Source organism: Anaerosoma tenue (assembly GCF_023161965.1).
GTDB lineage: Bacteria > Actinomycetota > Coriobacteriia > Anaerosomatales > Anaerosomataceae > Anaerosoma > Anaerosoma tenue.
Map to the genome: position 1 here is coordinate 87,869 of NZ_JALNTY010000001.1, position 23,184 is coordinate 111,052.

At 66.3% G+C, this 23,184-nt stretch carries 24 protein-coding genes and 1 tRNA gene; 18 read left to right on the top strand and 7 right to left on the bottom strand.

All coding sequences use genetic code 11. From position 1 onward, the window contains the following. Positions 1–43 precede the first annotated feature (43 nt). Both MSB02_RS00490 and MSB02_RS00495 read right to left on the bottom strand, forming a co-directional pair. The gene (locus tag MSB02_RS00490; RefSeq protein WP_267193265.1) at positions 44–1,630 is read right to left on the bottom strand and encodes a nickel-dependent hydrogenase large subunit; all 1,587 of its coding nucleotides are present in this window, start codon (positions 1,628–1,630) and stop codon (positions 44–46) included. After that, positions 1,630–2,844, bottom strand: a complete 1,215-nt coding sequence (locus MSB02_RS00495) for a hydrogenase small subunit (protein ID WP_267193266.1) — start codon at positions 2,842–2,844, stop codon at positions 1,630–1,632. Before MSB02_RS00495 ends, MSB02_RS00490 begins: the two co-directional genes overlap by 1 nt. A 512-nt stretch (positions 2,845–3,356) precedes the next feature. Between MSB02_RS00495 and MSB02_RS00500 the strand changes: the two genes are divergently transcribed. After that, positions 3,357–3,617, top strand: coding sequence for a DUF2249 domain-containing protein (locus tag MSB02_RS00500; protein WP_267193267.1), 261 nt, complete (start codon positions 3,357–3,359; stop codon positions 3,615–3,617). 7 nt (positions 3,618–3,624) lie between these two features. On the opposite strand, the gene MSB02_RS00505 is transcribed toward MSB02_RS00500, so the two are convergent. Continuing rightward, positions 3,625–4,320, bottom strand: coding sequence for an HAD family hydrolase (locus MSB02_RS00505; protein WP_267193268.1), 696 nt, complete (start codon positions 4,318–4,320; stop codon positions 3,625–3,627). Positions 4,321–4,541: 221 nt separating this feature from the next. Between MSB02_RS00505 and MSB02_RS00510 the strand changes: the two genes are divergently transcribed. Continuing rightward, entirely contained in the window at positions 4,542–5,186 is a 645-nt protein-coding gene (locus MSB02_RS00510; protein WP_044352235.1) for a Crp/Fnr family transcriptional regulator, read from the top strand. An 89-nt stretch (positions 5,187–5,275) separates the two neighbouring features. After that, positions 5,276–5,503: a cytochrome b5 domain-containing protein gene (locus tag MSB02_RS00515; protein ID WP_044352236.1), complete on the top strand. Its 228-nt coding sequence runs from the start codon at positions 5,276–5,278 to the stop codon at positions 5,501–5,503. Here the strand turns inward: MSB02_RS00515 and rlmD are convergent. Further along, entirely contained in the window at positions 5,500–6,828 is a 1,329-nt protein-coding gene (gene rlmD / locus MSB02_RS00520; RefSeq protein ID WP_323748471.1) for a 23S rRNA (uracil(1939)-C(5))-methyltransferase RlmD, read from the bottom strand. The two genes, MSB02_RS00515 and rlmD, sit on opposite strands and share 4 nt — an antisense overlap. 100 nt (positions 6,829–6,928) lie before the next feature. Between rlmD and MSB02_RS10515 the strand changes: the two genes are divergently transcribed. The 6 genes from MSB02_RS10515 (at position 6,929) to MSB02_RS00555 (ending at position 12,348) form a co-directional block, all read left to right on the top strand. Then, positions 6,929–8,641, top strand: a complete 1,713-nt coding sequence (locus tag MSB02_RS10515; RefSeq protein WP_323748472.1) for a PilT/PilU family type 4a pilus ATPase — start codon at positions 6,929–6,931, stop codon at positions 8,639–8,641. Positions 8,642–8,711: 70 nt separating this feature from the next. Further along, entirely contained in the window at positions 8,712–9,152 is a 441-nt protein-coding gene (locus MSB02_RS00535) for an OsmC family protein (protein ID WP_267193270.1), read from the top strand. Then, a complete protein-coding gene (locus tag MSB02_RS00540) occupies positions 9,145–9,855 on the top strand; it encodes a glycosyltransferase family 2 protein (protein WP_267193271.1) in 711 nt (236 codons plus the stop codon). Before MSB02_RS00535 ends, MSB02_RS00540 begins: the two co-directional genes overlap by 8 nt. After that, on the top strand, positions 9,848–10,528 hold the full coding sequence (bshB1, locus tag MSB02_RS00545) for a bacillithiol biosynthesis deacetylase BshB1 (RefSeq protein ID WP_267193272.1): 681 nt from the start codon (positions 9,848–9,850) through the stop codon (positions 10,526–10,528). The genes MSB02_RS00540 and bshB1 overlap by 8 nt, the downstream gene beginning before the upstream one ends. A 4-nt stretch (positions 10,529–10,532) precedes the next feature. Continuing rightward, the gene (locus MSB02_RS00550; protein WP_267193273.1) at positions 10,533–12,113 is read left to right on the top strand and encodes a hypothetical protein; all 1,581 of its coding nucleotides are present in this window, start codon (positions 10,533–10,535) and stop codon (positions 12,111–12,113) included. A gap of 58 nt (positions 12,114–12,171) precedes the next feature. Then, positions 12,172–12,348: a ferredoxin family protein gene (locus MSB02_RS00555; protein ID WP_267193274.1), complete on the top strand. Its 177-nt coding sequence runs from the start codon at positions 12,172–12,174 to the stop codon at positions 12,346–12,348. Positions 12,349–12,414: 66 nt separating this feature from the next. Here the strand turns inward: MSB02_RS00555 and MSB02_RS00560 are convergent, their stop codons facing one another. Both MSB02_RS00560 and MSB02_RS00565 read right to left on the bottom strand, forming a co-directional pair. Continuing rightward, entirely contained in the window at positions 12,415–13,137 is a 723-nt protein-coding gene (locus MSB02_RS00560) for a glycerol-3-phosphate acyltransferase (RefSeq protein WP_267193275.1), read from the bottom strand. After that, positions 13,134–14,036, bottom strand: coding sequence for a diacylglycerol/lipid kinase family protein (locus tag MSB02_RS00565; RefSeq protein ID WP_267193276.1), 903 nt, complete (start codon positions 14,034–14,036; stop codon positions 13,134–13,136). Before MSB02_RS00565 ends, MSB02_RS00560 begins: the two co-directional genes overlap by 4 nt. A gap of 101 nt (positions 14,037–14,137) precedes the next feature. On the opposite strand from MSB02_RS00565, the gene MSB02_RS00570 reads away from it, so the two are divergent. Continuing rightward, positions 14,138–14,213, top strand: a tRNA-Arg gene (locus MSB02_RS00570). 81 nt (positions 14,214–14,294) lie between these two features. Here the strand turns inward: MSB02_RS00570 and fusA are convergent. Continuing rightward, positions 14,295–16,358 (bottom strand): elongation factor G, encoded by a 2,064-nt coding sequence (gene fusA, locus MSB02_RS00575; RefSeq protein ID WP_267193277.1) that lies wholly within the window; start codon positions 16,356–16,358, stop codon positions 14,295–14,297. 314 nt (positions 16,359–16,672) lie between these two features. Here fusA and MSB02_RS00580 point away from each other — a divergent pair, with 314 nt between their 5' ends. The 8 genes from MSB02_RS00580 to MSB02_RS00615 all read left to right on the top strand — a co-directional run bounded on the left by MSB02_RS00580 (position 16,673) and on the right by MSB02_RS00615 (position 23,182). Further along, positions 16,673–17,170, top strand: coding sequence for a peptidylprolyl isomerase (locus MSB02_RS00580; RefSeq protein WP_267193278.1), 498 nt, complete (start codon positions 16,673–16,675; stop codon positions 17,168–17,170). 13 nt (positions 17,171–17,183) lie between these two features. Continuing rightward, on the top strand, positions 17,184–18,473 hold the full coding sequence (locus MSB02_RS00585) for a tetratricopeptide repeat protein (protein ID WP_267193279.1): 1,290 nt from the start codon (positions 17,184–17,186) through the stop codon (positions 18,471–18,473). Between the two features lie 105 nt (positions 18,474–18,578). Further along, complete coding sequence (gene ndk / locus MSB02_RS00590) at positions 18,579–18,983, top strand: nucleoside-diphosphate kinase (protein WP_267193280.1); 405 nt, start codon at positions 18,579–18,581, stop codon at positions 18,981–18,983. 58 nt (positions 18,984–19,041) lie between these two features. Continuing rightward, a complete protein-coding gene (rsxC, locus tag MSB02_RS00595; RefSeq protein ID WP_267193281.1) occupies positions 19,042–20,340 on the top strand; it encodes an electron transport complex subunit RsxC in 1,299 nt (432 codons plus the stop codon). Further along, positions 20,340–21,341: an RnfABCDGE type electron transport complex subunit D gene (locus MSB02_RS00600; protein ID WP_267193282.1), complete on the top strand. Its 1,002-nt coding sequence runs from the start codon at positions 20,340–20,342 to the stop codon at positions 21,339–21,341. The genes rsxC and MSB02_RS00600 overlap by 1 nt, the downstream gene beginning before the upstream one ends. Beyond that, positions 21,334–21,933, top strand: coding sequence for an FMN-binding protein (locus MSB02_RS00605; RefSeq protein WP_267193283.1), 600 nt, complete (start codon positions 21,334–21,336; stop codon positions 21,931–21,933). Before MSB02_RS00600 ends, MSB02_RS00605 begins: the two co-directional genes overlap by 8 nt. Further along, positions 21,930–22,568 (top strand): electron transport complex subunit RsxE, encoded by a 639-nt coding sequence (gene rsxE, locus MSB02_RS00610; RefSeq protein ID WP_267193284.1) that lies wholly within the window; start codon positions 21,930–21,932, stop codon positions 22,566–22,568. The genes MSB02_RS00605 and rsxE overlap by 4 nt, the downstream gene beginning before the upstream one ends. Continuing rightward, positions 22,556–23,182: an electron transport complex protein RnfA gene (locus MSB02_RS00615; protein WP_323748473.1), complete on the top strand. Its 627-nt coding sequence runs from the start codon at positions 22,556–22,558 to the stop codon at positions 23,180–23,182. The genes rsxE and MSB02_RS00615 overlap by 13 nt, the downstream gene beginning before the upstream one ends. The last annotated feature ends 2 nt before the right edge of the window (positions 23,183–23,184 follow it).

The following is a 23,184-nucleotide window of genomic DNA, read 5'->3' on the forward strand; positions in this document are numbered from 1 at the left end:
CCTTGCCGGTCGCCGGTTCAAACACGTGAACCGCACATCCGATTCAAGGATCGAAGCTGTGGGCGATACGAAGCGCCTCGAGCGGCTTCTCCGCGTCCGCGATGGGTGCACCGATAAGCGCCTGCTCCATCGGGCCGGGCGTGCCGCTGGCGTCACGGGGAGCGATGTCCCACGTGGTGGGAGCGACCACCTGATAGTGATCGATCTTGCCGCCGTTGATGCCGATCCAGTGCGCGACCGAACCGCGGGGGGCCTCCCATGCGCCGACGCCGTCGCCGGTGTCCTTCTCGGCTGCCTTCCAGAAGCTGAGGTCGGTACCCTTCATGGCTTCGACAAGCTCGTTGACCCACACGAGCGCGAGGTCTGCCACGTACGCGGCCTCGAGGTTGCGTGCAGCAACACGGCCGAGCAGGGACACGAGCACCTCAGGCTTGCCGGCGACGCCGAGCGCCTCGAGGGTCGAGTCGATGAGCGCTGCAGGGGTACGAACGCCTGCGGCTCCACCGGTGAGGTCCTTGCCGCCCTTCTCGTGGAGGTACGCGACCACCATGCGGGCGAGAGGACCGGACTCGGTCGACTCTTCCTTGCAGCGAACAGCCTTGCCGTAGGAGTACTTGTCCTCGGTGTTGTATTCGGTGAACTTGACCTTCGTCTCCCCGTCCTTGGGGTTGAGGCCGGTTCCCGACTCATACCAGGAGTGCTCCACGTACTCGGTGACATCGTCCGGGCTGACGTCCTCGAGGGACAGGCCACGACCGAAGCCACGGGGCAGGAAGCGGTTGACCGGGTCGCGGTCGGCTGCTTCGAAGACACCCCAGCTGAGGAAGTTGCCGGTACCGCCGCCGTACGTCGTCGCATCCAGGATGAACGGCGCGATGGCAAGCGTGTCCGGGATCAGCGCGGTGTCGATGAACTCCTTCACGCGCACGAAGCGGTAAAGGATGTCGTCGAGCTTGTCCACGGTGGGGACGAACGCCGTGCCGCCGGGCACCGATGTCATCGGGTGCGAGAACTTGCCGGCGATGATGGCCACGATCTCGTTGGCGACAGCCTGCACTTCGAGCGCCTCGAGATAGTGCGCAGTGGCGATCAGGTCCAGCTCCGGCGGAAGCACGTAGCCGGGGTGGTCCCAGTAGTGGCCGGTGAAGATGGAGAGCTGGCCGTTCTCCGCGAACGCGGCGAGACGGGCAGCCACGGCGCCGAAATCGGCGGGGCGGGTGCCCGCGGCCTGCGCCAGCGCGTACGTGTCGGCGATGTCCGCGCTAAGCGCGTTGATCGGGTTGACGTAGTCGAGCGCGGCGAGGTGGTAGAACCACAGGATGTGGCTGTGCAGGAACTGCGCTGCCTCGAGCAGGTTACGCACGAGACGTCCGCCTTCAGGGATCTCGATGCCGAGCGCATCTTCGGTAGCCTGAGCGGACGCGTGGCTGTGCGAGATCGGGCAGACGCCGCAGATCCGCTGCGTCACGTAGAACGCGTCTTCGGGGCTGCGGTCGAGCATGACCGTCTCCATGCCACGGTACAGCGTGCCGGAGACCCATGCATCCACGACCTTGTTGTCCTGGACCTCTACCTCCACGCGGAGGTGACCCTCGATACGGGTGACGGGGTCGATAACAGAGCGTGCCACTACTTATCGCCTCCCTTCTTCATCCGCTTGCGGTCATGGACCTTCATGTCCTCCATGGGAGGACCGTCGCCGATGCGGCCGGCGGCCTTCATGCCGAGACCGTGTGCGACGAGGGCCGCGGCAGCGACGCCGCCGACGACAGCACCCACGCTGCCGGGCTGGACGTTGCCGAGGGTGTCGCCCATCTGCATGCTCGACAGGCGCTTGAAGAACGGAGCGTTGTTGTCGACCCAGTTCAGGCCGCCGCAGCCGATGCACGGGGCGCCCGACTGTACACACCAGCTGACCGAACGGTTCCAGCGGGTGATGGGGCACTGCGTGTAGGTCTGCGGACCCTTGCAGCCGACCTTGTAGAGGCAGTAACCCATGGCCTCTTCGGGGCTGCCGAACTCGGTGACGAACTCACCGTTCTCGAAGTGTCCGCGGCGCGGGCAGTTGTCGTGGATCGTGGAGCCCACGATGTACTCCGGATACAGGAGTGTGACGTCCGCATCACGGTAGTTGTCGCGGTAGTCCTTTGCGAGCAGGGCTGTCTTGTCGAGGAACGTCGCCGGATCGTCTTCGGCGACGAGCAGCCACTGCACGACCATGGCGACGACCCACTCGGGGCTCGTCGGGCAGCAGGGGAGGTTGACCACCGGGGTGGCCACCTTCACGCTGTCGAGGAACGACTGGACACCGATGCCGCCGGCGGGGTTCGGGTGGGCATAGACCCAGCCGCCGTCCACCGCGCATGCGCCCACCGCGAGGATCGCCTGAGCGCCTGCGGCGGCCTTCTCCAGGATGTCCTTGCCCTTGTGGCCGTTGACGAGAAGGGTGTTCCCGTCCTCGCCCATCATGACGGCGCCTTCGTAGATCAGCAGGTAGTTGCCGGCCTCGATGGTGTCGTCGACGTTCTTCTCGGCGTACTCACCGGCGGCGGCCATGATCGTCTCGAAGTAGTTGAGTGAGAGCAGTTCGAGCACGATCGTGGCAACGTCGGGCGAGTCCACCTGAGCCATGGACTCCGTGCAGCCGGTGCACGAGCCGCCGTTGAGCCAGAGCGCGGGCTTCAGCTTCGCGCCTTTCTCGACGGCCGCAGCGATCTGCGGAGCGGCTGCTTCGGTGAGCCCGAGCATCGCGGCGACGTAGCCGCAGTACTTCATGAAGTCGCGACGGCTGACACCGCGTACCGCAAGCAGGTCGTAAATCGCACCGTGCGCCTCTTGCGCCATGCCATACACCTCCTTGGTGTTGGAACGTAGCCTACAGTGCGGTTGAAACTGAGTGACCGGGCCTTACGCCCGGCACGCGCGTATCCCTCCTCCCTCCTTTCGCGCGTACGGAAACGGGTAGCCTGAAACGCGGTACGCGGTGTCCCGGTGCGGGACGGTGCGGACCGCGAGGCCTTCTAAGAGAGGTGATCGAGCCGATGTAGGGAGGGGTGGGTCGGAGAGCATGGACCGACCAGTGCCAGAATGAGGCGCTGGTCGTGCATCCGTGGTCCGTGATGGGTAGCACTGGATACAATGAGCGTGCAGGCGCATAGGTCCCGTTATCCCCTCACCAAGCCGCGTCCGGCTCCGATGCATAGGATACATGCACCCGCTGTCTCGCGTCCATGCTCTTGGGGCAAGTGCTTCGTGTCACATATGTGTGCCGAGCGGGTCGCGGGACGGCAGGAATCGGCCCGCGCACGTCTAATAGTGACGTGTGGGCAACCGGCGGCGTGGAACGGGGTGAGCGGGTGGCGCAAGTGGCCAACGGGCTGGTCATCGATCTGCGGGGAGTGACGCCCTCGATGCGGCGCCCCCTCGTCTTCGCGGTCATCGACCGGATGGTCGACCTCGAGTGCGAGGACAGCATGGTGGTCATCTGCGACCACGACCCGTCCGGTCTGGGATATCAGCTCGACCTCAGACGCGAGTCCCGGGGCATGTTCGAGTTCGACTGCGATCAGCGGCTCGACGGCGCGTGGGTCGCGCTGATCCGACGCCGCCTCCGCTAGTCTCCGGTCAGAGCAGACGCGGCAGCAGGTCTGCCAGGTCGTCCAGATCGCCGGTGAAATCCGCGGGAACACCCTTGTGCGGCCCCACGTAGAACGTCTGCATGCCGATGTCGGACGCCGGCATGTCCAAGGCCCGGTCGTCACCCACCATCATGCAGTCGCGCGGATCGGTCTCGAGCATTTCGCATGTCTGCCGGTAGTACTCGGCAAGAGGCTTGCATGCCAGCATCTGCTCGTATGTGGTGACGACCTGGACGGGCAGGTCGTGGACGCCCGCCCAGCGCAGCCGGTGATCGATCGCCACGCGAGGGAAGATGGGGTTCGTGGCTATGGCCACGCGCAGGCCGAGGTCGATCGCTGTGGAGACCGCCCGCCGCGCGCCCTTGGCGGGGCAGGCCGCGCCGACGAGCGTAGGGAAGACCTCGGCGTAGAACGACTCGAACACGGGCCAGTGCAGCTCCATGTCCACTCCGGACCGCTCAAGCATGTGCGCGAAGAAGACATCACGGTTGGTGCGTCCCGGGTGGGGATCCATCATCGCCCGGACAGAGTGCGTGAGGGACTCCATGAATACGGAGCGCTCTCCATCCGATGCGAATATCGGACGTGCGGCGTCCTCCAGCGCGACGAAGTACCTGCGCAGGAAGGCGTCGAGGTCCAGGTCGAGCAGGGTGCCGTCGAGATCGAACAGGACCGCGCGCATAGAGAGAACCTCCGTTGGTGGTCGTGTGCCGTGCTCCGCGGGCCGCCAGAGCGGGTGCCCGGCAGACAGGCTGGCGTGCGTATCGCCCCGCCCTGCGCTTTGTGGACGAGCGCATCGTGTAGTGTTTCACTATGAAGCATTCGGCACAAACTGACGATGAGTAGGGTATGTCAACGGCATCAGCGAGATCGGTCATAGTCGCCAGACTCCGGGAAGACCCCGTGTTCGCTCCGCTCAGCGAGGACGAGCTCGACTCGTTGGCTTCCGTGATGTCATATCGCGAGTACCCCAAGGGAGCGTTCATCGTCACCAAGGGCGACCTGTCGAACGCGGTCTTCATGCTGGTCGGCGGTCGTGTGAAGATATCGCTTGCCTCGCCGGAGGGCCGGGAGCTGGCCCTAGATTACCTCGAACCGCCGTCGTACTTCGGCGAGATGGGAACCACGGACGTCGATGGGCGGTCGGCCGATGTGATAGCCACCACCGACGTGGAGGTGGTGATCATCGAAGAGAAGGACCTCGAGTACGTCTTCCGCATCCGTCCTCAACTCGCGGTGACCCTGGTCGCCTCGTTCTCTGACAGGCTGCGCGAGATGGTCACGCGTCTCGAGGGGATGGCGTTCCACGATGCGACCCACCGCGTCATGCGCGTGATGCTCAACGTGGCCACGGCCTCGTATGAGTCGCGGGGAGTCCCGGTCATCGAGGGCCTGACGCACTACGAGATCGCAACCTTGGCCGGGACGTCACGGGAGACCGCAAGCAGGGTCGTCTCGAACCTGGCGCGGGAGGGCGTCGTCGCCACGAAGGGCCGAAAGATCGTGGTCGACCTGTTCGGGTTGCGCGATCTCGTGGAGAAAGACTGAGCGTATCCGCTCTCATGGCGTGTCGCGTCCCATGTGTGCCTCGCGGGTATGAACCTTAGGTGTCCGGACCACATCCGAAGGGAGTCGCCGTGAAGGAGTTCACGCTCGAGGAGCTGAAGAAGTACGACGGCCAGGATGGGAGGCCCGCCTACGTGGCGTACGACGGCGTCGTCTACGACGTGTCGGACAGCGCGATGTGGGACGATGGCGATCACATGGGGGCGCATTCGGCGGGGGAGGACCTCACCGAGGCGCATGACGAGGCGCCGCACGACGTCCACATCCTCGACTACCCCAAGGTGGGGACGCTGGTCTAGGAGCGGCGCAGGACCGTGATCGTCTCCAGGTGGTACGTCTGAGGGAAGAGGTCGACCGGGACGAACCTGTCCGCCACGTATCCTGCCTCGGCGAGTCTGGAGACATCGCGGGCAAGCGTGGCGGGGTCGCACGATACATACACGATCGAAGGGATGCGGGCGCTCACGAGCGCTCGCATCCCGCGTTCGGAGAGGCCGGAGCGCGGCGGGTCGATCAGCGCCGCATCGAGATGGCCAAGGTCGGAGAGGGCGTATGCGGCATCGCCGGGCACGATGTCGGCGTCGAGATCCGCATTCTCGAGGTTCTGGCGGAGGTCGCCGAGCGCGTACTTCGACGCCTCGACCGCGACGACCTCACCCGCTGCCCTGGCAAGCGGTAGCGTGAAGGTGCCCACGCCCGCGTAGAGGTCGGCGACGCGCATCGTGCCGTCAGCGGCCAGGGCGGTCACCGCCTCCTCCCGGAGGAGGGCTGCCGCCGCGGTGTTCACCTGGAAGAAGCTGGGGGACGACACTTGATAGGCGTCGCCAGCGAGCTTCTCATGCCAGACTCCCTTGCCCGCGAGGACTTCGACCTGCGACACGTCCCTCACGTCGGATCCGAGCCTGACGATGGTCCGGGTCACGGAGCGCGCGCCGGTGGACTCGGCAAGGATCCTTGCGCCTATGGCACGCGGGAACGGACCGGGTGCGGTGCGAACATCCACGGCCACGTCACGCGATGATGATGCGCGTATGGATGCGCGGAGGATGTCGGTGGCGCCACGCGATGAAAGGAACGTGAGCGCGCCGGCCAGAGACTTGGGGAGCTTCGCGTGCGGTTTGGGGAGAAGCAGGCACGTATCGACCCTCACCACGTCGTTGGTGCCGGCCTTCGTGAAGCCGACCACAGGTCTGCCGCCGGCGCTGGCCACCGAGAGCTCGATCTTGTTGCGATAGCCGTACTCCTGTGGCGATGCGACCGTCTCGGCCACCTCGGGCCCGGTGAGGTGTCCGATGCGCGTCAATGCGTCGACGAGGATACGGCGCTTCTCGGCGAGTTGCCGATCGCGACTCACGTGCTGCCAGTGGCACCCGCCACAAACGCCGAAGTAGGGGCACGGCGGCTCGACCCGATCGGGTGAGGGGTCGTGGATCTCCGCGATGGAGGCGCGCACCCATCGGCCGTGATCCTCGACGACCTCGACCGTCGCTTCATCGCCGGGGCAGCCGAGCCTGACGAAGGCGGTCCGCCCGTCGGGAAGTCTCGCCACGCCGTCCCCGCCGTGTGCTAGGCTCTTTATCGTTACGCGCGCACGATCCATTCGCGTCCTTTCCGTCCGCACCATGATAGCCGGAGACCCGGGGGAACGGGTTGACCGTCGGACGGCCGAAACGGCCGCGCCCGATGGGCGCCGTGTGGTCTCACGAACGAGGAGGTTCCGTCAGGTGACACCGACACGTGTGCTGATCGTCCACGACGACGCGGCATTCTACGAGCGGGCGAAGCAGGGCATCGCCGAGGCGTTCCCCGGCGCCGAGGTCACAGGCGCCATCTCCGCCCCGCGGGCTCTGGGGATGGCCAAGGCGCAGAGGCCCGATGTGGTCATCGCCGATGGCGATCTCATGGGGATGGACGGGTACCAGTTCACGTCCGAACTCAAGGCCGACACAGAGATGGCGGCAACGCCGGTGCTGATCGTTGCGAACCAGCCCAACGAGGCGAGCGCGCTCAAGGCCCGGCAGGTGGGAGCCGCGGGACATCTCCCGGTGACGGTGGATACGGCCACGCTCGTTCAGAAGATATCGTCGGTGCTGATGGCCGATGGAGGTCAGGCGGCACAACAGCCGGCCGCCGTGAGTCCGCCGGCGACGCCTGTCGATCCGCTCGGGGCACAGGCCGGCCCCGGTCCGGCGCCCGGCGTGCCGGCGGCGCACACACCTCCTCCGGTGGGGGGCGCCCCGTCCGGGAATCCCGCACCGGCAGCGTATCCCGGTCCGGCCGCCGCGCCCGCACAGCCAGCACCGCCGCAGCCAGCACCGCCTTCGCCTGGCGCCGTCGGCTCCATCGCCGGCGGCGGCCCGATGGGTGACATACCCAACGTGGACGACCTGCTCCGGCACATGATCGACGTGGGGGGATCCGACCTCCACATCACGGTGGGAAGCGCCCCTGGCATCCGGATCCGCGGTGAGGTCACCGCGATCGAGAGCCAGAAGGTGCTCACCCCCAAAGACACGCAGGAGATGCTGCTGAGCCTCCTCTCGGAGGAGCAGCGTCGGCGGTTCGAGACCGAACTGGAGCTGGACTTCGCGTACAGCATCCCGGGCCTGTCCCGCTTCCGTACGAACATCTTCCAGCAGCGCAACTCCATGGGCGCCGTGTTCCGGGTGATCCCGCTGAGGATACCTACCCTCGAGGAGTTGCAGTTGCCGCGCGTGTGCAAGTTCCTGGCCGAGCGGCCTCGCGGCCTGGTCCTCGTCACCGGTCCGACCGGGTCCGGTAAGTCGACCACGCTGGCCGCGATGATCGACCACATCAACGAGACGCGGCCGGTCCACATCATCACGCTTGAGGACCCGATCGAGTTCATGCACAAGAACAAGCGGGCGTATGTGAACCAGCGCGAGATCGGCGAGGACACGCATTCGTTCACCTCGGCGCTGAAGCGCGTGTTGCGCCAGGACCCCGACGTCATCCTCGTGGGCGAGATGCGGGACCTCGAGACGATCTCGGCCGCGCTCACCGCGGCTGAGACCGGCCACCTGGTGCTCGCGACGCTGCACACGACGGGTGGTCCGGAGACCGTGGACCGTATCATCGACGTGTTCCCGCCGCACCAGCAGCAGCAGGTGAGGATGCAGCTGTCCACGACCCTCGAGGGCGTGCTGTCGCAGACGCTTCTCCGCTCCACCGACGGACGGAGCCGCGTGATGGCGATGGAGATCATGCTGGGCATCCCGGCGATCTCCAACCTCATCCGCGAGGGTAAGACCCACCAGATGGCCACGATCATCCAGGGCGGATCGTCGCTCGGGATGCAGACGCTCGACCAGCACCTCAAGGTGCTGCTGCAGGCGGGCAAGGTCACGTACGAGGAAGCGATCCAGAAGGCGAAGGAGCCCCGGGAACTCGCGCAGATGCTGGGCCGCAAGATGTAAGGACGCACGCGCCGCAAGGCGTGACAGGCGGGGTCGCGGATCCCGCCTGTGTCGTCACCAGGGAGGTCGCATGATGGATACCGTCAAGGTCAAGTGGAACGGCAAGCGCCGGTTCGTCGGGTGGGATGAGGCCGGTCACGGCCTGGTGATGGACGCGAAGGCCGAGTACGGCGGCGATGGCAGCGGTGCGTCTCCGGTGCAGCTCGTCCTCTACGGACTCGCGGGCTGCACGGCGATGGACGTGATCTCAATCCTCGAGAAGAAGCGACAGACGGTGCTGGACCTCGAGATCGAAGTGCGTGGGACGAAACGCACCGACGACTATCCCAAGATATACGAGCACATCGAGGTCGAGTACATCGTGACGGGTATCGGCGTGAAGCCCGAGGCCGTCGCCCGAGCCATAGAGCTCTCCGAGGAGAAGTACTGCTCCGTGAAGGGCATGCTCGGCCCCCAGGTGGAGGTCGTCACGTCGTACCGGGTGATCGAGGCGGACCTTGCCGGTGACTGATGCCCGCCGGGGCGTGGTGGTCCTGCCTGTCTACAACGAGGTCGAGACCGTCTCCGGGGTCGTGGACGCCGTCAGGAAGGTCTTCCCCGGTGAGGTGATCGTGGTCGACGACGGTTCGACCGATGGAACGTCGTCGTTGCTCGCCGGGCGGAGCGACATCCGCGTCATCACGCATGACACGAACCTCGGCTATGGCAGATCGCTCATCGACGGCTTCGACGCGGCGCTGAAGGCCGACGCCGGCGCCGTGGTGACCATGGACTGCGACGGCCAACACGAGCCCGCACACATCCCGGAGTTCCTTGCGGCGCTCGATGAGTGCGCCATCGCCTCGGGAAGCCGCTATCTCCCGGGCAGCCGGAGAGTGGGCACCGCGCCCCCGGAGCGGCAGGACGTGAATCGCCGCGTGACCGCGGTGATCAACGAGGTCACCGGATGGTCGATCACCGACGCCTTCTGCGGCTTCAAGTCGTACCGCGCCGAAGCGCTCTCGCAGCTCAGTCTGACGGAGCCCGGCTACGCGATGCCGCTCGAGCTGTGGGCGCAGGCGTACCGGGCAGGTCTATGCGTGGTGGAGCGTCCGGTGGAGCGCATATACTTCGACGGTGACCGCTCGTTCGGACAGGACCTCGACGACCCGGACCGGCGGTTCCGCTACTACCTCCGCGTGTGGGAAGAGGCGCTTGGGAGGGACGATGGCTGACATCGTATGCGTGGGTGCGCATCCCGATGACGTGGAGATCGGGATGGGTGGGGTAGCGGCGACCATGGCGCGCCGGGGCGCGGACGTGCTCATCGTGGACCTCACCGACGGAGAGCCGACGCCGTTCGGGACACACGAGCGGCGCATGGTCGAGGCCGCCGCCGCGGCCTCGACCCTGGGATGCCGTCGCATCACGCTCGGACTGACGAACCGCCGTCTGGCCGACGGCCCGGAAGCGCGCCAGGCGCTGGCCGAGGTGTTGCGCGCCGAACGTCCGGGTATCGTCTTCGCGCCGTATCCCGAAGACGCGCATCCCGACCACGAGGCTGCCGCCCGGATCGCGGAGGCCGCGCGGTTCTACGCGAAGCTCACCAAGAGCGCCATGGCGGGCGAGCCGCACTACCCGGCCCGTCTCTACCGCTACATGGCGGTGCATCTCAGGCTCTTGCGCGAGCCGTCGTTCCTTGTGGACGTCTCGGACACGCTCCCGCTCAAGCTCGAAGCCTTGCGGCGGTACGAATCGCAGTTCTCCGACAATCCGGCGAACGCGTCGCTGCTCGAACACGTCGAGCGCACCGCCCGTCACTGGGGCGACATCGCACGGGTCTTCGCAGCCGAGCCCTTCTTCTCCGCCGAGCCGCCGGTGGTGGCCTCGGTATCGGACCTGGTGTGAAGCGATGAGCGTACATGGCAGGATCGCACCCCCTGAGGGTCATGGCGAGGTCCTGTGCGACCCCCCGTACGCCGACTGGGCGGGGTTGATCCTGGCGAATCGCGCATCCGCCGAGGACTGGCCGGATACGTTGCGTTCGCTGCGGGCGGAGGCTCGCGCCGATGTGCTCGAGGCGGCGGACGCGTACTCGCGTGCACGTGGTATCGCCGACCTGGTGGACAAGGATGCCGCCCGGCCTATCGTGATGACCGGCCACCAGCCGGAGCTCTATCATCCCGGCGTGTGGGTGAAGGACTTCCTGCTCGATCTTCTGGCGTCCGAGGTGGATGCCGCGGCCATCGACCTGGTGGTGGACACCGACAAGGCATCGGCGTTGTCGCTCGGCATCCCGCGCCTGGGTCCGCCGGTGGACGTGCAGACCGCGACGCTGGCGCCCGAAGCGGCGGGTTCGTTCTGTCAGGCGTCCGTTCCCGACGAAGCCGCACGCGCTGCGTTCCGCGTCGAAGGCGTACGGGCGCTCTCGGAGCTGCCCGCCCCTGCGCTGGCGCACCACTTCGAGTCCTTCTGCGACGCGATCGATGAGGCCGCCGCCGTGGCGGAGGACCAGGCCGATCTCATGACGATCGCACGCCGCGTCTTCGAGAGCGCTGCGGGGAGCGCGTATCTCGAGCTTCCCGTGTCACACATGGCGCGCATGCCCTCGTTCGGCCGTTTCGCGGAGAGTATCGTGGCCGAGGCGGAGCGTTTCCGCTCGGCGATGAACGCTGCGCTCGGCGCCTATAGAGAGAGGACCGCCACCCGCTCCGCCGCACAACCGTTCCCGGACCTGGAGGCGGACGGCGACTTGGTGGAGCTGCCGTTCTGGCTGCTGCGTGACGGTCGACGGGAGCGGGTGTGGGCCCACGCCGCCGGGGGGCTGCACGCCGGCGAAGGCGAGGACCGCCAGCCGGTGTGGATGCCCGGTGACACGGGGGCGGTCGAGGGACTGTCCGCGCACGGGTGGGTGCTTGCCCCCAAAGCGCTCACGCTCACGCTCTTTGCCCGGCTGTTCGCCTCGGATCTGTTCATCCACGGTACCGGGGGCGGACGGTACGACCGTGTGACCGACGCGGTGATCAGGGCGTACTACGGGGTGGAGCCTCCGCGGTACGTGGTGGCATCCATGACCCTGCTGCTGCCGCTCGGCGCGCACGTGGCCACGGCCGAGGAGGTCTCAGCGCTCACCCAGGCTCTGCACCGGCTCGAGCACAACCCGGATGCGATGCTTGACGAGGTTGAGTTCGACGACGATGACGAGTATCGGGCGGCGCGTGCCCTGGCGGAGGAGAAGACGGCGCTCGTTGAGGCGATCGGCCAGCCCGACGCCGACCGCAAGCGGATCGGCACACGCATCCGTGAGGTGAACGCCTCGCTTGCGGAGCTGCTCGAGCCTGTGGCTGCAGACCTGCGCCTACGGCTCGACCGGGCACGTTCTGCGCACGATGCGGCTGAGGTGCTCATGGACCGTACCTACGCTTACTGCCTGTGGGACCCACGGGAAGTGATGGACAAGGTGCGCTGGCCTCGACACCCCGCACGGGGTTAGAATGCACGTCACCTGCCGATGAGGACCGGCACAACCGCTGAAGGAAAGGACCGTGACCATGGGTAAGCCTGTCGTCGATCCGGATCTGTGCACCGCGTGTGGCATCTGCGTGGATGAATGCCCCACCAGCGCCCTCGACCTCGGGGACATCGCCGTCCTGGCTCGTCCCGACGACTGTACCGAGTGCGGCACCTGCGCCGACGTGTGCCCTAACGAGGCCATCACGCTGCAGTAGCGCCCTACTCCAGAACGTTCGCACCGCCGATCGATGCCGGGCCCGCCGTGGCCCGGCATCGGCGCCTCAGCCCCTCGGCCCCCCGCGGTCGTGGATGTAGAACCGCGGCTCCTGACCTTTGAGCAGCCCCACGAACCGCCGGTGGTGTGCCGCGTAGACAAGGGCGCCCATGAGCACTGCGAACGGCAGGTCGGGAGAGCGGAGCACGAGTGCCGCGACAGGAAGGGTCACCGCGGCAACGACCTGGCCGGCCATCATGTAGCGTGTGAGGGCTATGACGGCGAGGCCGATGACGACGACGGCGACGAAGTAGCGCAGGTCGTATGCCAGCAGCGCACCCGCCCCGGTGGCGAGACCCTTTCCCGAACGGCCGAACCGCTTCTTGAGCAGCGCCATGAACGCCGAGTAGTTGTGACCGACCACCGCGCCCGCGACTGCCGCCATCGGCACGAGCCCGACACCGGCGTCACCGGTGAGCATCGCAACGCCGACCGGGGTGAGGATGTCTCCTCCGGTGAGGATCTTGGCCGCGGCCACCGGGGTCACTCCCTTGAGGATGTCGGCGAGCATGGCGACCACGAACCACCCCCAGGACCCCGTGGTGCGCCGCACGTTCATCGCCCCGACGTTGCCCGTGCCATGTGTCGTGATGTCCTCGCCGGTGACCGCGCGGACGATGATGTAGGCGAACGGGATCGAGCCCAGGACGTAGGAGATCGCGAACCAGGCGACGGCGAGCGGGAGGACCGAGGTCCATGCGGATGACGAGGTGAGCGCGTCGATGTTCATCGCTCGGCCGGCACGATGCACTCGACGGCTTCGGGCAGTATGGAGATCTCGAATCGGCGTTCCACCAGCACCTCGCCGTCGATCTGGGCGGGCATGGGCTCATCGGATTCGATGAGCACCGAGCGCCGCCGGGACATGTGCACGACCTTCATCCCCGTGTGCTTGCCGATGATCACGAACGGCAGGCGCAGCAACGCCTGTGGCAGTGAGAGGGGGTCGATCGTGCACACCTCGAGCAGGCCGTCATCGGGTACCGCATCAGGGGTGATCTTGAAGCCGCCCCCGTATGTGGCGCCGATGGTCGCCGCCACGATGAGGAGATCGGCCTCCTCGGTCTCGCTGCCGTCCCAGGTGATGCGAACGTGGTGGGGATACAACTCGTTCAGCAGCACGTGGATGAGCGCGGTGAAGTACAGCCAGAGGCCCGAGCGCTTCGTGGTGGCCTTGTACTCGACCGCCTTGGCGGTCACTCGTGCGTCGAGGCCAGCGGCGAACGAGTTGTTGAAGTACACGCCGTTGCATACGCCTACGTCGAACCGCCGTCTGCGCCCCGAGACCACCGCGAGGGTCGCCTCGGCGATATCCTCGGGAACGCCCAACGTGCGCCGGGTATCGTTCCCGCTGCCGGTGGGGATGAGCCCGAGGGCGGGGCGGTCGTGTTCTGGACGGGACATGATGCCGTTGAGCACCTCATGGACCGTGCCGTCGCCGCCCACGGCCACTATGGTGTCGTAGCTCGATGCTTCTCGCGCGATCTGTGCGGCGTGCCCCGTGTGCTCGGTCAGCCGGAGATCGTATTCGACGCACTGCAGCAACTGCTCGATCGCAGGGACGAGGGGGCCGGTCTCCCCGTGCCGCGCGGCGGGATTGACGATCAGGAGCATGCTGCCGGAGGTCATGGTGGCCACCTGGTGTCGTTGCGGGTCTTGGCCGAAAGCATAGCGGGCGGGAATCCTCTTGGAAACAGCACAGGCCGTGTGCTACTGTTCACGGGCGCCACGCCCTCTTAGCTCAGGGGATAGAGCGTCTGCCTCCGGAGCAGAAGGTCGTAGGTTCGAATCCTACAGAGGGCGCCACCGGGATACCAGAAGGGCCGGTCCATATGGACCGGCCCTTCGTGTATGCGCCTGGTGCGTGGCGGGCGGGAGACAGCGGGTCTAGTGGCCCTCGGCCTTCTCCTTCTGGTACTCCTCGACGAGCTTCTTCTGTACGTCACCGGGCACCTGCTCGTAGCTCTCGATCGAGAGGGTGTAGGTGCCGGTACCGCTGGTGATCGAGCGCAGATGCGGCGAGTAGTGCACGACCTCGGCATATGGCGCTTGAGCGTGGATCACCTGGACGCCCGCCTCCGGCGCATCCATGCCGAGGATGCGTCCGCGGATCGATGAGATGTCGCCCATCACGGCGCCGGCGTGCTCGTCGGGCACCTCGATGGAGAGCGTGGCGATCGGCTCGAGGATCACCGGGTCGGCCTTCTCAGCAGCGGCGCGGAATCCGATGCGGGCGGCGGTCTTGAACGCCATCTCGTTGGAGTCCACGGAGTGCATCGAGCCGTCGTAGACCGCCACTTTGACATCCACGACGGGGTAGCCGGCGATGGCGCCGGAGGTCATCGTATCCTGCACGCCCTTGTCGATGGCCACGATGAACGGCTTGGAGATCCTGCCGCCCACGATCTCGTCGAGGAACTCGTAGCCGGCGCCGGGATTCGGCTCGAGGCGGAGCCAGCAGTCAGCGAACTGACCGCTGCCGCCGGTCTGCTTCTTGTGGCGGCCCTGGGCCTGGGCGGTCTTGCGGATGGTCTCCCGGTAGGGGATGCGGATATCCACCAACTCGGCTTCGACGTGGAAGCGGTCGTGGAGCCGGTTGAGGAGAACGTCGATCGCCGCGTCGCCATACGAGGTGATGACCGTCTGATGGGTCTCCTCGTCGCGGCGCAGGATGAGCGACGGATCCTCCTCGACGATGCTCTTGAGTGCGCTGCCGAGCTTGTCCTCGTCCGCCTTCGTCTTGGCGACGATGGCCACAGGGTAGAGGGGTTCGGGTAGCGGGAGCGGTGCGAACGCGACGTCGCCCTTTGCGGACAACGTGTCGTTGGTGAGGGTGTCCGAGAGCTTGGTGAGGACCGCGATGTCGCCGGCGGGTGCTGCTTCGATGTCGGTCGTCTCCTTGCCGGTCATCTTGTACACGTGCGCAACGCGCTCCTTTTTGCCGGTGCGCGAGTTCACGAGCTCGTCTCCCGGCTTGAGCGTGCCGGACACGACCTTGACGAAGTTCATCCGGCCCACGTACGGGTCGGAAAGGGTCTTGAAGACGTGCGCGGCGACTTCGCCACCGGTGGTGATATGCATCTCGGAGCCGTCCACTGTGGTGAGCGGTCCGTGCGCGGTGGGCTCGGGGAAGAACGTCACGATGTCGTCGAGGAGGTCTTCGACTCCCTGCATCGCGGTGGCCGAGCCGACGAAGACGGGTATGAATGTCGACTGCGCGATCGCCTTGTCGAGAAGCGTCTCGAGCTCCTCCTGGGTGAGGCGCTCGCCCTCGAGGTACTTCATCATGAGGTCGTCGTCGGCCTCCGCTACGAGTTCGCACAGCTTGTCGCGCGCGGACTCGGCGGCATCCTTGAGATCGGCGGGGATCTCGAGGACCTGTTCCTTGTCCTCCTCGTGGTGATACGCCTTCATGCGGATGATGTCGATGACCCCGCGGAAATCCTCCTCGGCGCCGAGCGGTATCTGGACAGCGCCCACGCGGTGGCCGAACGCTTCCTCGAGCGACTTCATCGCGGCCGCGAAGTCGGCGTGCTCCTTGTCCATGCGGTTGATGAAGATAGCCTTGGCGATGCCCATCTCCGTGGCGAGCTTCCAGAGCTTGCGCGTCTGCACCTGGGGACCGGCAACGGCATCCACCACGAACAGCGCCATCTCCGCCGCCTCCATGCCGGCGATCGCGTCGCCGATGAAGTCGGCATAGCCCGGGGTGTCGATGATGTTGACTTTCACACCGTTGTGCTCAAGGGGGGCGAGCGCGAGATTGAGCGTGATCTTGCGTTTGACCTCTTCGGCCTCGTAGTCGAGGTTCGAGTGGCCTTCAGCCACGCTGCCGAGGCGCTTCGTCTGTCCTGCCATGAAGAGCATCGCCTCGGCGAGCGACGTCTTACCGGCATCTCCATGGCCAAGCAGGACGACGTTGCGGACCTTGTCGGTGCTGGGTGCTCCCATGAGCATCGCCTCCTCGCACAACACACGGACGGGCCTATCGTGCAGATAAGGCCGGACCCGTGGTGCCCGTGCGCCGCGGGAGGCGACGACGGCCCGAATCAGGGCCCGGTGCACACATCCCGCCTCCGCCGGTACCGGCGGTGACGTGATGCTCACGATAGCATATGGAGGCGGGGCGAAAAGCGGCTCTCTCGCGCTGACGTGCCGGGTGGTCACTGCTAGAATGAACCGGTCATGTCCCAGGGAATCTCCGGCAAGCGCCGTGGATGTCTTCCGTATCGTCCGGGGGCGTGGCCACACACGAGGAGGATCCGATGCACGAATCTACCGTGAAGGTCGCCGGTACCGAGAAGGCCGTGATGGTCACGTCCAAGGGCACGGTCACGCTGGAGTTCTATCCCGATGATGCGCCCAACACCGTGGCGAGTTTCATCGAGCTCGCCGAGTCGGGCTTCTACGACGGGCTGAAGTTCCACCGGGTCATACCGGGGTTCGTCGCGCAGGGCGGGGATCCGCTGACGCGCGACATGTCGCCACAGGAGGTCATCGCCGGAGGCCGCGGCGTGGGTACGGGTGGTCCGGGGTGGAACCAGCGGGCCGAGTTCAACAGCAGGCCGCACGAGACCGGGACGCTCTCGATGGCGCGGGCCCAGCACCCGGACTCGGCCGGGTCACAGTTCTATATCTGTCTTGCGCCCCAGCCGGCGCTCAACGGCCAGTACACGGTCTTCGGTCGTGTGGTGGACGGGATGGACGTGGTGATGGACATCGCGGTGGGTGACCTTATCGAGTCGGTCACGATCACCCGCTAGGAAGGGGAGCGCAGTGGACGAGGCCCGCCTGGCGGCAGGAGAGAAGGCGTACGCGGCGCAGGACTGGACGGTGGCGGCCCGGGAGTTCCTCGGCGCCGCCGCAGGGGCTGTCGAGGGCAGCGGCTATGCGTTCCACCGTGCGGGGAACGCGCTCATGAAGCTGAGGCGCATCGAGGACGCATGCGCCGTCTATGAGCGTGCGCTGGGGGATCCCGGCTACCAGGATGCGGCCGCTGTGGCCCGCAACCTTGGAACGGCACGGATGTCCCTCGGGCAGCATGATGAAGCCGCGCATGCGTTCGAGCGAGCGCTTGCGGGGTCCGACGAGGCGTCGCGGCACAAGGCGCTGCAGGGTCTTGCCGGAGCGCTCTACGAGATGGGCAGGATCGAGGAGGCCGCCGAGATGTACCGGCAGGCCGCGATCGATCCGCGCAACCCCGCCCCGGGGAAGGCGCTCAACAATCTCGGGCTGTGCTTCATGGCGCTCGACCGGCCCGAGGACGCGGTGGAGGCGTACCGCGCCGCGGTGGAGGTTGCCGGCTACCAGGGCCGCGGACGCGCTGCGGCGAACCTCGGGATGGCGTATGCGGCGCTCGGCATGCACGACCGTGCCGTGGCTTCGTTCGAGCGGGCCCGTGCCGAGTTCGGGCACGAGTTGTCGCCGCAGGTGGAGGCCGCATATCGGGCGAGCAAGGCGGCGAGGACCCCCGCCGAACGGGTGGAGGGGTGGTCGACCGGTGAGATGCCGCCGGTCGCGCAGGTACGACCGGCCGTGGGCATCTTCGAAGACGACGGCAGTGAGGCCGATGACGGCGACACGCAGTTCTTCACGATGACCGACGAGGAGATGCGCGCCGCCGACCGCGAGGCACGGCGGCTCGACCGCACGGCGAAGCGCGAGAGCAAGCCGGTGTGGGTGAGTATCCTCGTGTGGGGTGCGGTCGCCGTCGTGGTGGCTGGCCTCCTCGTGGGAGCGTATCTTCTCGGCTTCGGGTATCCCACGCAGCAGATGACCGTGAACGGGGCGCTCGGAGCTTACTCGGCCGGTGAGGCGGTGGACCCCTACTGGGTAGCGGTTCCGGCTGCCGATGTCGACAAGGCGATGTCGAGCCTGCCTCCGACGTGGCAGTCGTACACCGTGGGCGCGATCGAGCGTTCGGCGCGCGCGTCGACCGTCGAGGTTTCCATCGTTCACGAGCAGGGCGGCGAGATCGCATACCAGTTCTCGCTCGCACGTGAGGGTGTGGGCTGGAAGATCAACGGCGTCGTCACGGCGTTCGATTCAATGGAAGGCGGTATCTGACCTTCCTCTCTTCCGGCGGCTGCGCAGGAGAACGCGGCCCTCTGGTCGAATCACTGTTGGAATAGCCTCACAAGGGCTTGGTAGTCATCTAACGAAGGAGCGAGCGTGGATCAGAAGACCTACTGCATGATCAAACCCGACGCCGTCGCGCGGGGCCTCATCGGCCGCATCGTGGGACGCTTCGAAGACGTGGGGCTCATCGTTGAGCGGATGGAGCTCGGCGTGGTAACGCCGGAACAGGCGGCCGCCAACTACGCGGAGCACGAAGGCAAACCGTTCTACAACGGACTCGTGGAGTACATCACCTCCGGGCCGGTCGTGAAGATGGTGCTGTCCGGCCCCGACGCAGTGCCCGTGGTACGCAAGCTGATGGGTGCGACGAATCCCAAGGAGGCGGCGCCGGGCACGATCCGTGGCGACTACGGCCTCACTCTCGATGCGAACATCGTGCACGGATCCGACTCGCCCGAGAGCGCCGAGAGGGAGATCGCGATCTTCTTCGGCCAGTGATCGTGGGCCTGTGATGATCGCGCTGCAGTGAGCGACCCGTACCGGGGAAGGGGTATGCGTGGGCAGGTCTGCGTTCATGGGCGGAGTACACCCGCCCGGACACAAGGAGAGGACGGCGGCGTCCGCCGTCGAGCGGGCGCCGGTGCCGGAGCGCCTCGTGGTGCCGCTGAGCCAGCACCTTGGCGCTCCGTGCGCTCCGCTGGTGGGCAAGGGCGATCGGGTGGAGCGAGGCCAGATGATCGGGGATGTGGACGCCATGGTGTCCGCGCCCGTTCATAGCCCGGTATCCGGCGTGGTGACCGAGGTGGGCGTCACGCTCACGGCCGGAGGCCAGCGCGTAGCCGCGGTGACGATCGAGCCAGACGCGCCGCAAGATCTGGGGTCTTTCGTGCCGGTGGAGGACAACGGCGATGCGCGGGCCAGAGTGCGAGCAGCCGGCATCGTGGGTATGGGCGGTGCGACGTTCCCCAGCGTGGTGAAGCTGAGCCCACCCAAGGGTATGGCCATCGATACCGTGATCCTGAACGGCTGCGAGTGCGAGCCCTTCCTCACCTGCGACCATCGCCTGATGCTCGAGGAACCGGAACGCGTGGTCGCGGGTGCGCGGCATATACGCGATATCGTCGGCGCGTCACGTGTGATCATCGGGCTCGAGGACAACAAGCCCGACGCTGCGGCCGCGCTGCGAAAGGTCGCAGGTTCGGACATAGAGGTCACCGAGCTTCCCACCATGTATCCGCAGGGCGCCGAGAAGCAGCTGATCTACGCGCTGCTCAAGAAGGAAGTGCCTCACGGGAAGCTGCCGGCGGCCACCGGAGCGCTGGTCCATAACGTAGCCACGGCAGCGGCCATCGCCGATGCCCTGGAGCATGGACGGCCGCTGATGGAGCGCATCGTGACGGTCACGGGTGCCGTCGCCCGGCCCGGCAACTACCGGGTGCTTCTCGGAACGCTTGTGAGCGATCTGATCGAGCACGCGGGCGGCTTCGTCGGCGATGTGGAGCGCGTGATCGCCGGCGGACCGATGACGGGGCAGGCGCTCGGGACGCTCGACGTGCCGATCGCGAAGGGGTCGTCCGGCGTCGTCGCCCTGGAGAAGGGAGTGGCCGCACGGGCCATCTCCGACGACCAGCCGTGCATCCGTTGCGGGCGTTGTCCCGAGGTATGTCCGATGGGACTGGAGCCGTACATCCTGGCGACCTACTCGGGGCGCAGGATGTGGGATGCGGCGACCGCGAGGAACGTCATCGACTGCATCGAGTGCGGCGCATGCTCCTACGTGTGCCCCACCAAGCGCCCGTTGCTGCAACTCATCAGGGTCGGCAAGTCCGCGGCGATGTCGAAGGGGGCGAAGTGATGAGCGATCCCCGGGTTCAACAGCACATCGTCGGCCCCTCGCCGCACATCACATCGAAGGCGACATGCTCGGGCATCATGCTGTGGGTGGTCGCCGCCCTCGCCCCCGCGGCGATATGGGCCATCGTGAACATGGGTCTCGTGGCCGTGCAGCTGCTGGTCGTGACGATCGGCGTGGCCATCGGGACGGAGGCGGCATGGAATGCCATCGCGCGCCGTCCGCAGACCATCCTCGACGGCAGCGCGCTTGTGACGGGACTTCTGCTTGCGCTGGCCCTGCCGCCGCGCACGCCGTGGTGGATGGCGGCCGTGGGCGCCTTCATCGCCATCGCGCTCGGCAAGATGGTCTTCGGCGGGCTCGGACACAACCTGTTCAACCCCGCGCTCGTGGGACGGGCCTTCGTGGCGCTCTCGTGGGCGGGAGTGCTTGCCGGGGTCGAGAACCGCGGTTGGTTCCGCACTCTCGCCGATGTGAGCGCCGAGGGATACGACACGATCTCGGGCGCGACGCGCCTTGCAGTGGCGGCCGCCGATCGCGCGGCGTCAGGCGGCTACGGTTTCGACCTGGCCGCGCAGTACGAGCCGCTGTTGCTCAAGAACCTCGAAGGCTCCCTCGGAGAGATCTCGGCCGCGCTGCTGATCCTGGGCGGGGCGGTTCTGATCATCAAGGGCATCATCGACTGGCGCATCCCTGCCGGTTACATCGGCACCATGGGGATCGTATCGTGGGCCTTCGGCTCCGATCCCGTCTTCCATGTGCTCGCGGGCGGTGTTCTGTTGGGCGCCTTCTTCATGGCCACCGACTATGTCTCGTCGCCGATGTCCAAGAAGGGGCGCCTCATCTACGGCATCGGTTGCGGGCTCTTCAATGCGCTGGGTCGATTCGTGGGACCGATGCCCGAGTCGACAACCTTCGCCATCCTGTTCATGAATGGCCTGGCGCCGCTGATCGACCGGATGACGCGTCCGCGGGTGTTCGGGGTGGTGAAGAACGATGAGTAATCTGTTGAAACTCGTGATACCGGTGCTCGTGACATGCGTGGTGGCTGCGGCCGGGCTGTCGGTCACATACGCGGTCACGGCGCCCAAGATCGCCGAGCAGGACCGCCTGGCCGAGGAGCGTTCGCTGCAGGCGGTGCTCCCGGACGCCACGTTCACATGTCTCGAGGACTCGCGGATCGCCACCGAGATGGACGATGCATCCGATCCGGTCGAGGTGCTCGACGCGTTCTACGCTGCTGCCGATGGTGAGCAGGTGGGCTGGGCGCTCAAGGTCTCGTCGCGCGGATACGGTGGTCCGATGGTGGTCGTTATAGGAATGGATACATCCGGTTCAGTGACGGGTGTCAGCATCCTGTCCCATAACGAGACCGCGGGGCTGGGGACCAAAGTCATGAGCGAGGAGTGGTTCCTGCAGCAGTTCGCGGACCTCGGCGCGGGCTTCGCCGATGACGATGTCCGCTCGCTGGACGTGATCAGCGGTTCGACGAAGTCGTCCAACGGCGTGCGGAACGGCGTTGCGGCCGCGGGACGCGTGTACACCGGTGTCCTGAGCGGATTGGACGTGGGCGGATTGGAGGGGGGTTCTCAATGAGCGAGTGGCTTCGCGTGTTCCGCCGCGGGATCGGCATCGAGAACCCGCTGACCGTGCTGATGATCGGGCTCTGCGCCACACTCGCGGTCTCCACGCAGTTCCAGAACGCACTGTTCATGGGCTTCGCGGTGATCTTCGTCCTTGCGATGAGCAACGTGCTCGTGTCGCTCTTCCGCAAGGTCATCCCAAGCCAGGTGCGCATACCGATATTCATCGTCGTCATCGCGTCGTTCGTGACCATCGTCGACCTCGTGATGAAGGCTTTCGTCCCGAGCATCTACAGCGTGCTCGGCATCTGGATCCCTCTTATCGTCGTCAACTGCATGATCCTGGGTCGTGCCGAGGCGTTCGCGTACCACAACAAGGTGGGCTTCGCGATCGCCGATGGTCTTGGCATGGGCATCGGGTTCTCCACCGTGATAGTGCTCCTTGCGTTCATCCGCGAGATCCTCGGCACCGGCAAGATCGTCTGGTTCGATTCGACGCTCATCAGTCTCCCGGCGGGTTTTGCACCGCCGAGCCTGTTCCTGTTGTTCCCGGGGGCGTTCCTGGTGTTCGCGTTCATGATCGTGGGCGCGCGATGGATCAATGAACGTCTCGATGCACGGAAGGAGGGTCCGGCATGTCGGGTGTGAGTCAACTCGCGCTGTTGTTCATCGGTGCGGCGCTCATCAACAACATCCTGCTCACCCGTTTCATCGGCCTGTGCCCCTTCTTCGGCGTGTCGGGCAACATGGAGACGTCCATCGGCATGAGTCTCTCGGTGATCTTCGTCATGGTGATGGCGTCCACGGCCACCTGGGTGGTGTGGGAGTTCATACTCGACCCGCTCGGCGTCGGGGAGTTCCTGTACATCCCGGCGTTCATCCTGATCATCGCTTCGCTCGTGCAGTTCGTTGAGATGTACCTGCGCAAAGCCAGTCCGGTCCTCTACCGTGCGATGGGCATCTACCTGCCGCTCATCACCACGAACTGCGCTGTGCTCGCCACCGCCACGGAGGCGGCCAAGCCGGGATTCTTCAAGATGAACATCGCACTCGGCGCCTCGTTGAGCCTGGGTGAGGCGCTCGTCTACACGCTGGGCGTCTCGGTCGGTTTCGGCTTCGCGCTGATCACCTTCGCGGCGCTGCGGGAGCGCCTCGAGCTCGTGCCTGCGCCGCGGCTGATGAAAGGCACTCCCATCGCGTTCATCACCGCGGGACTGCTTTCGCTGTCATACCTGGGGATGTCCGGCTGGTTCGGTCTGTGAGG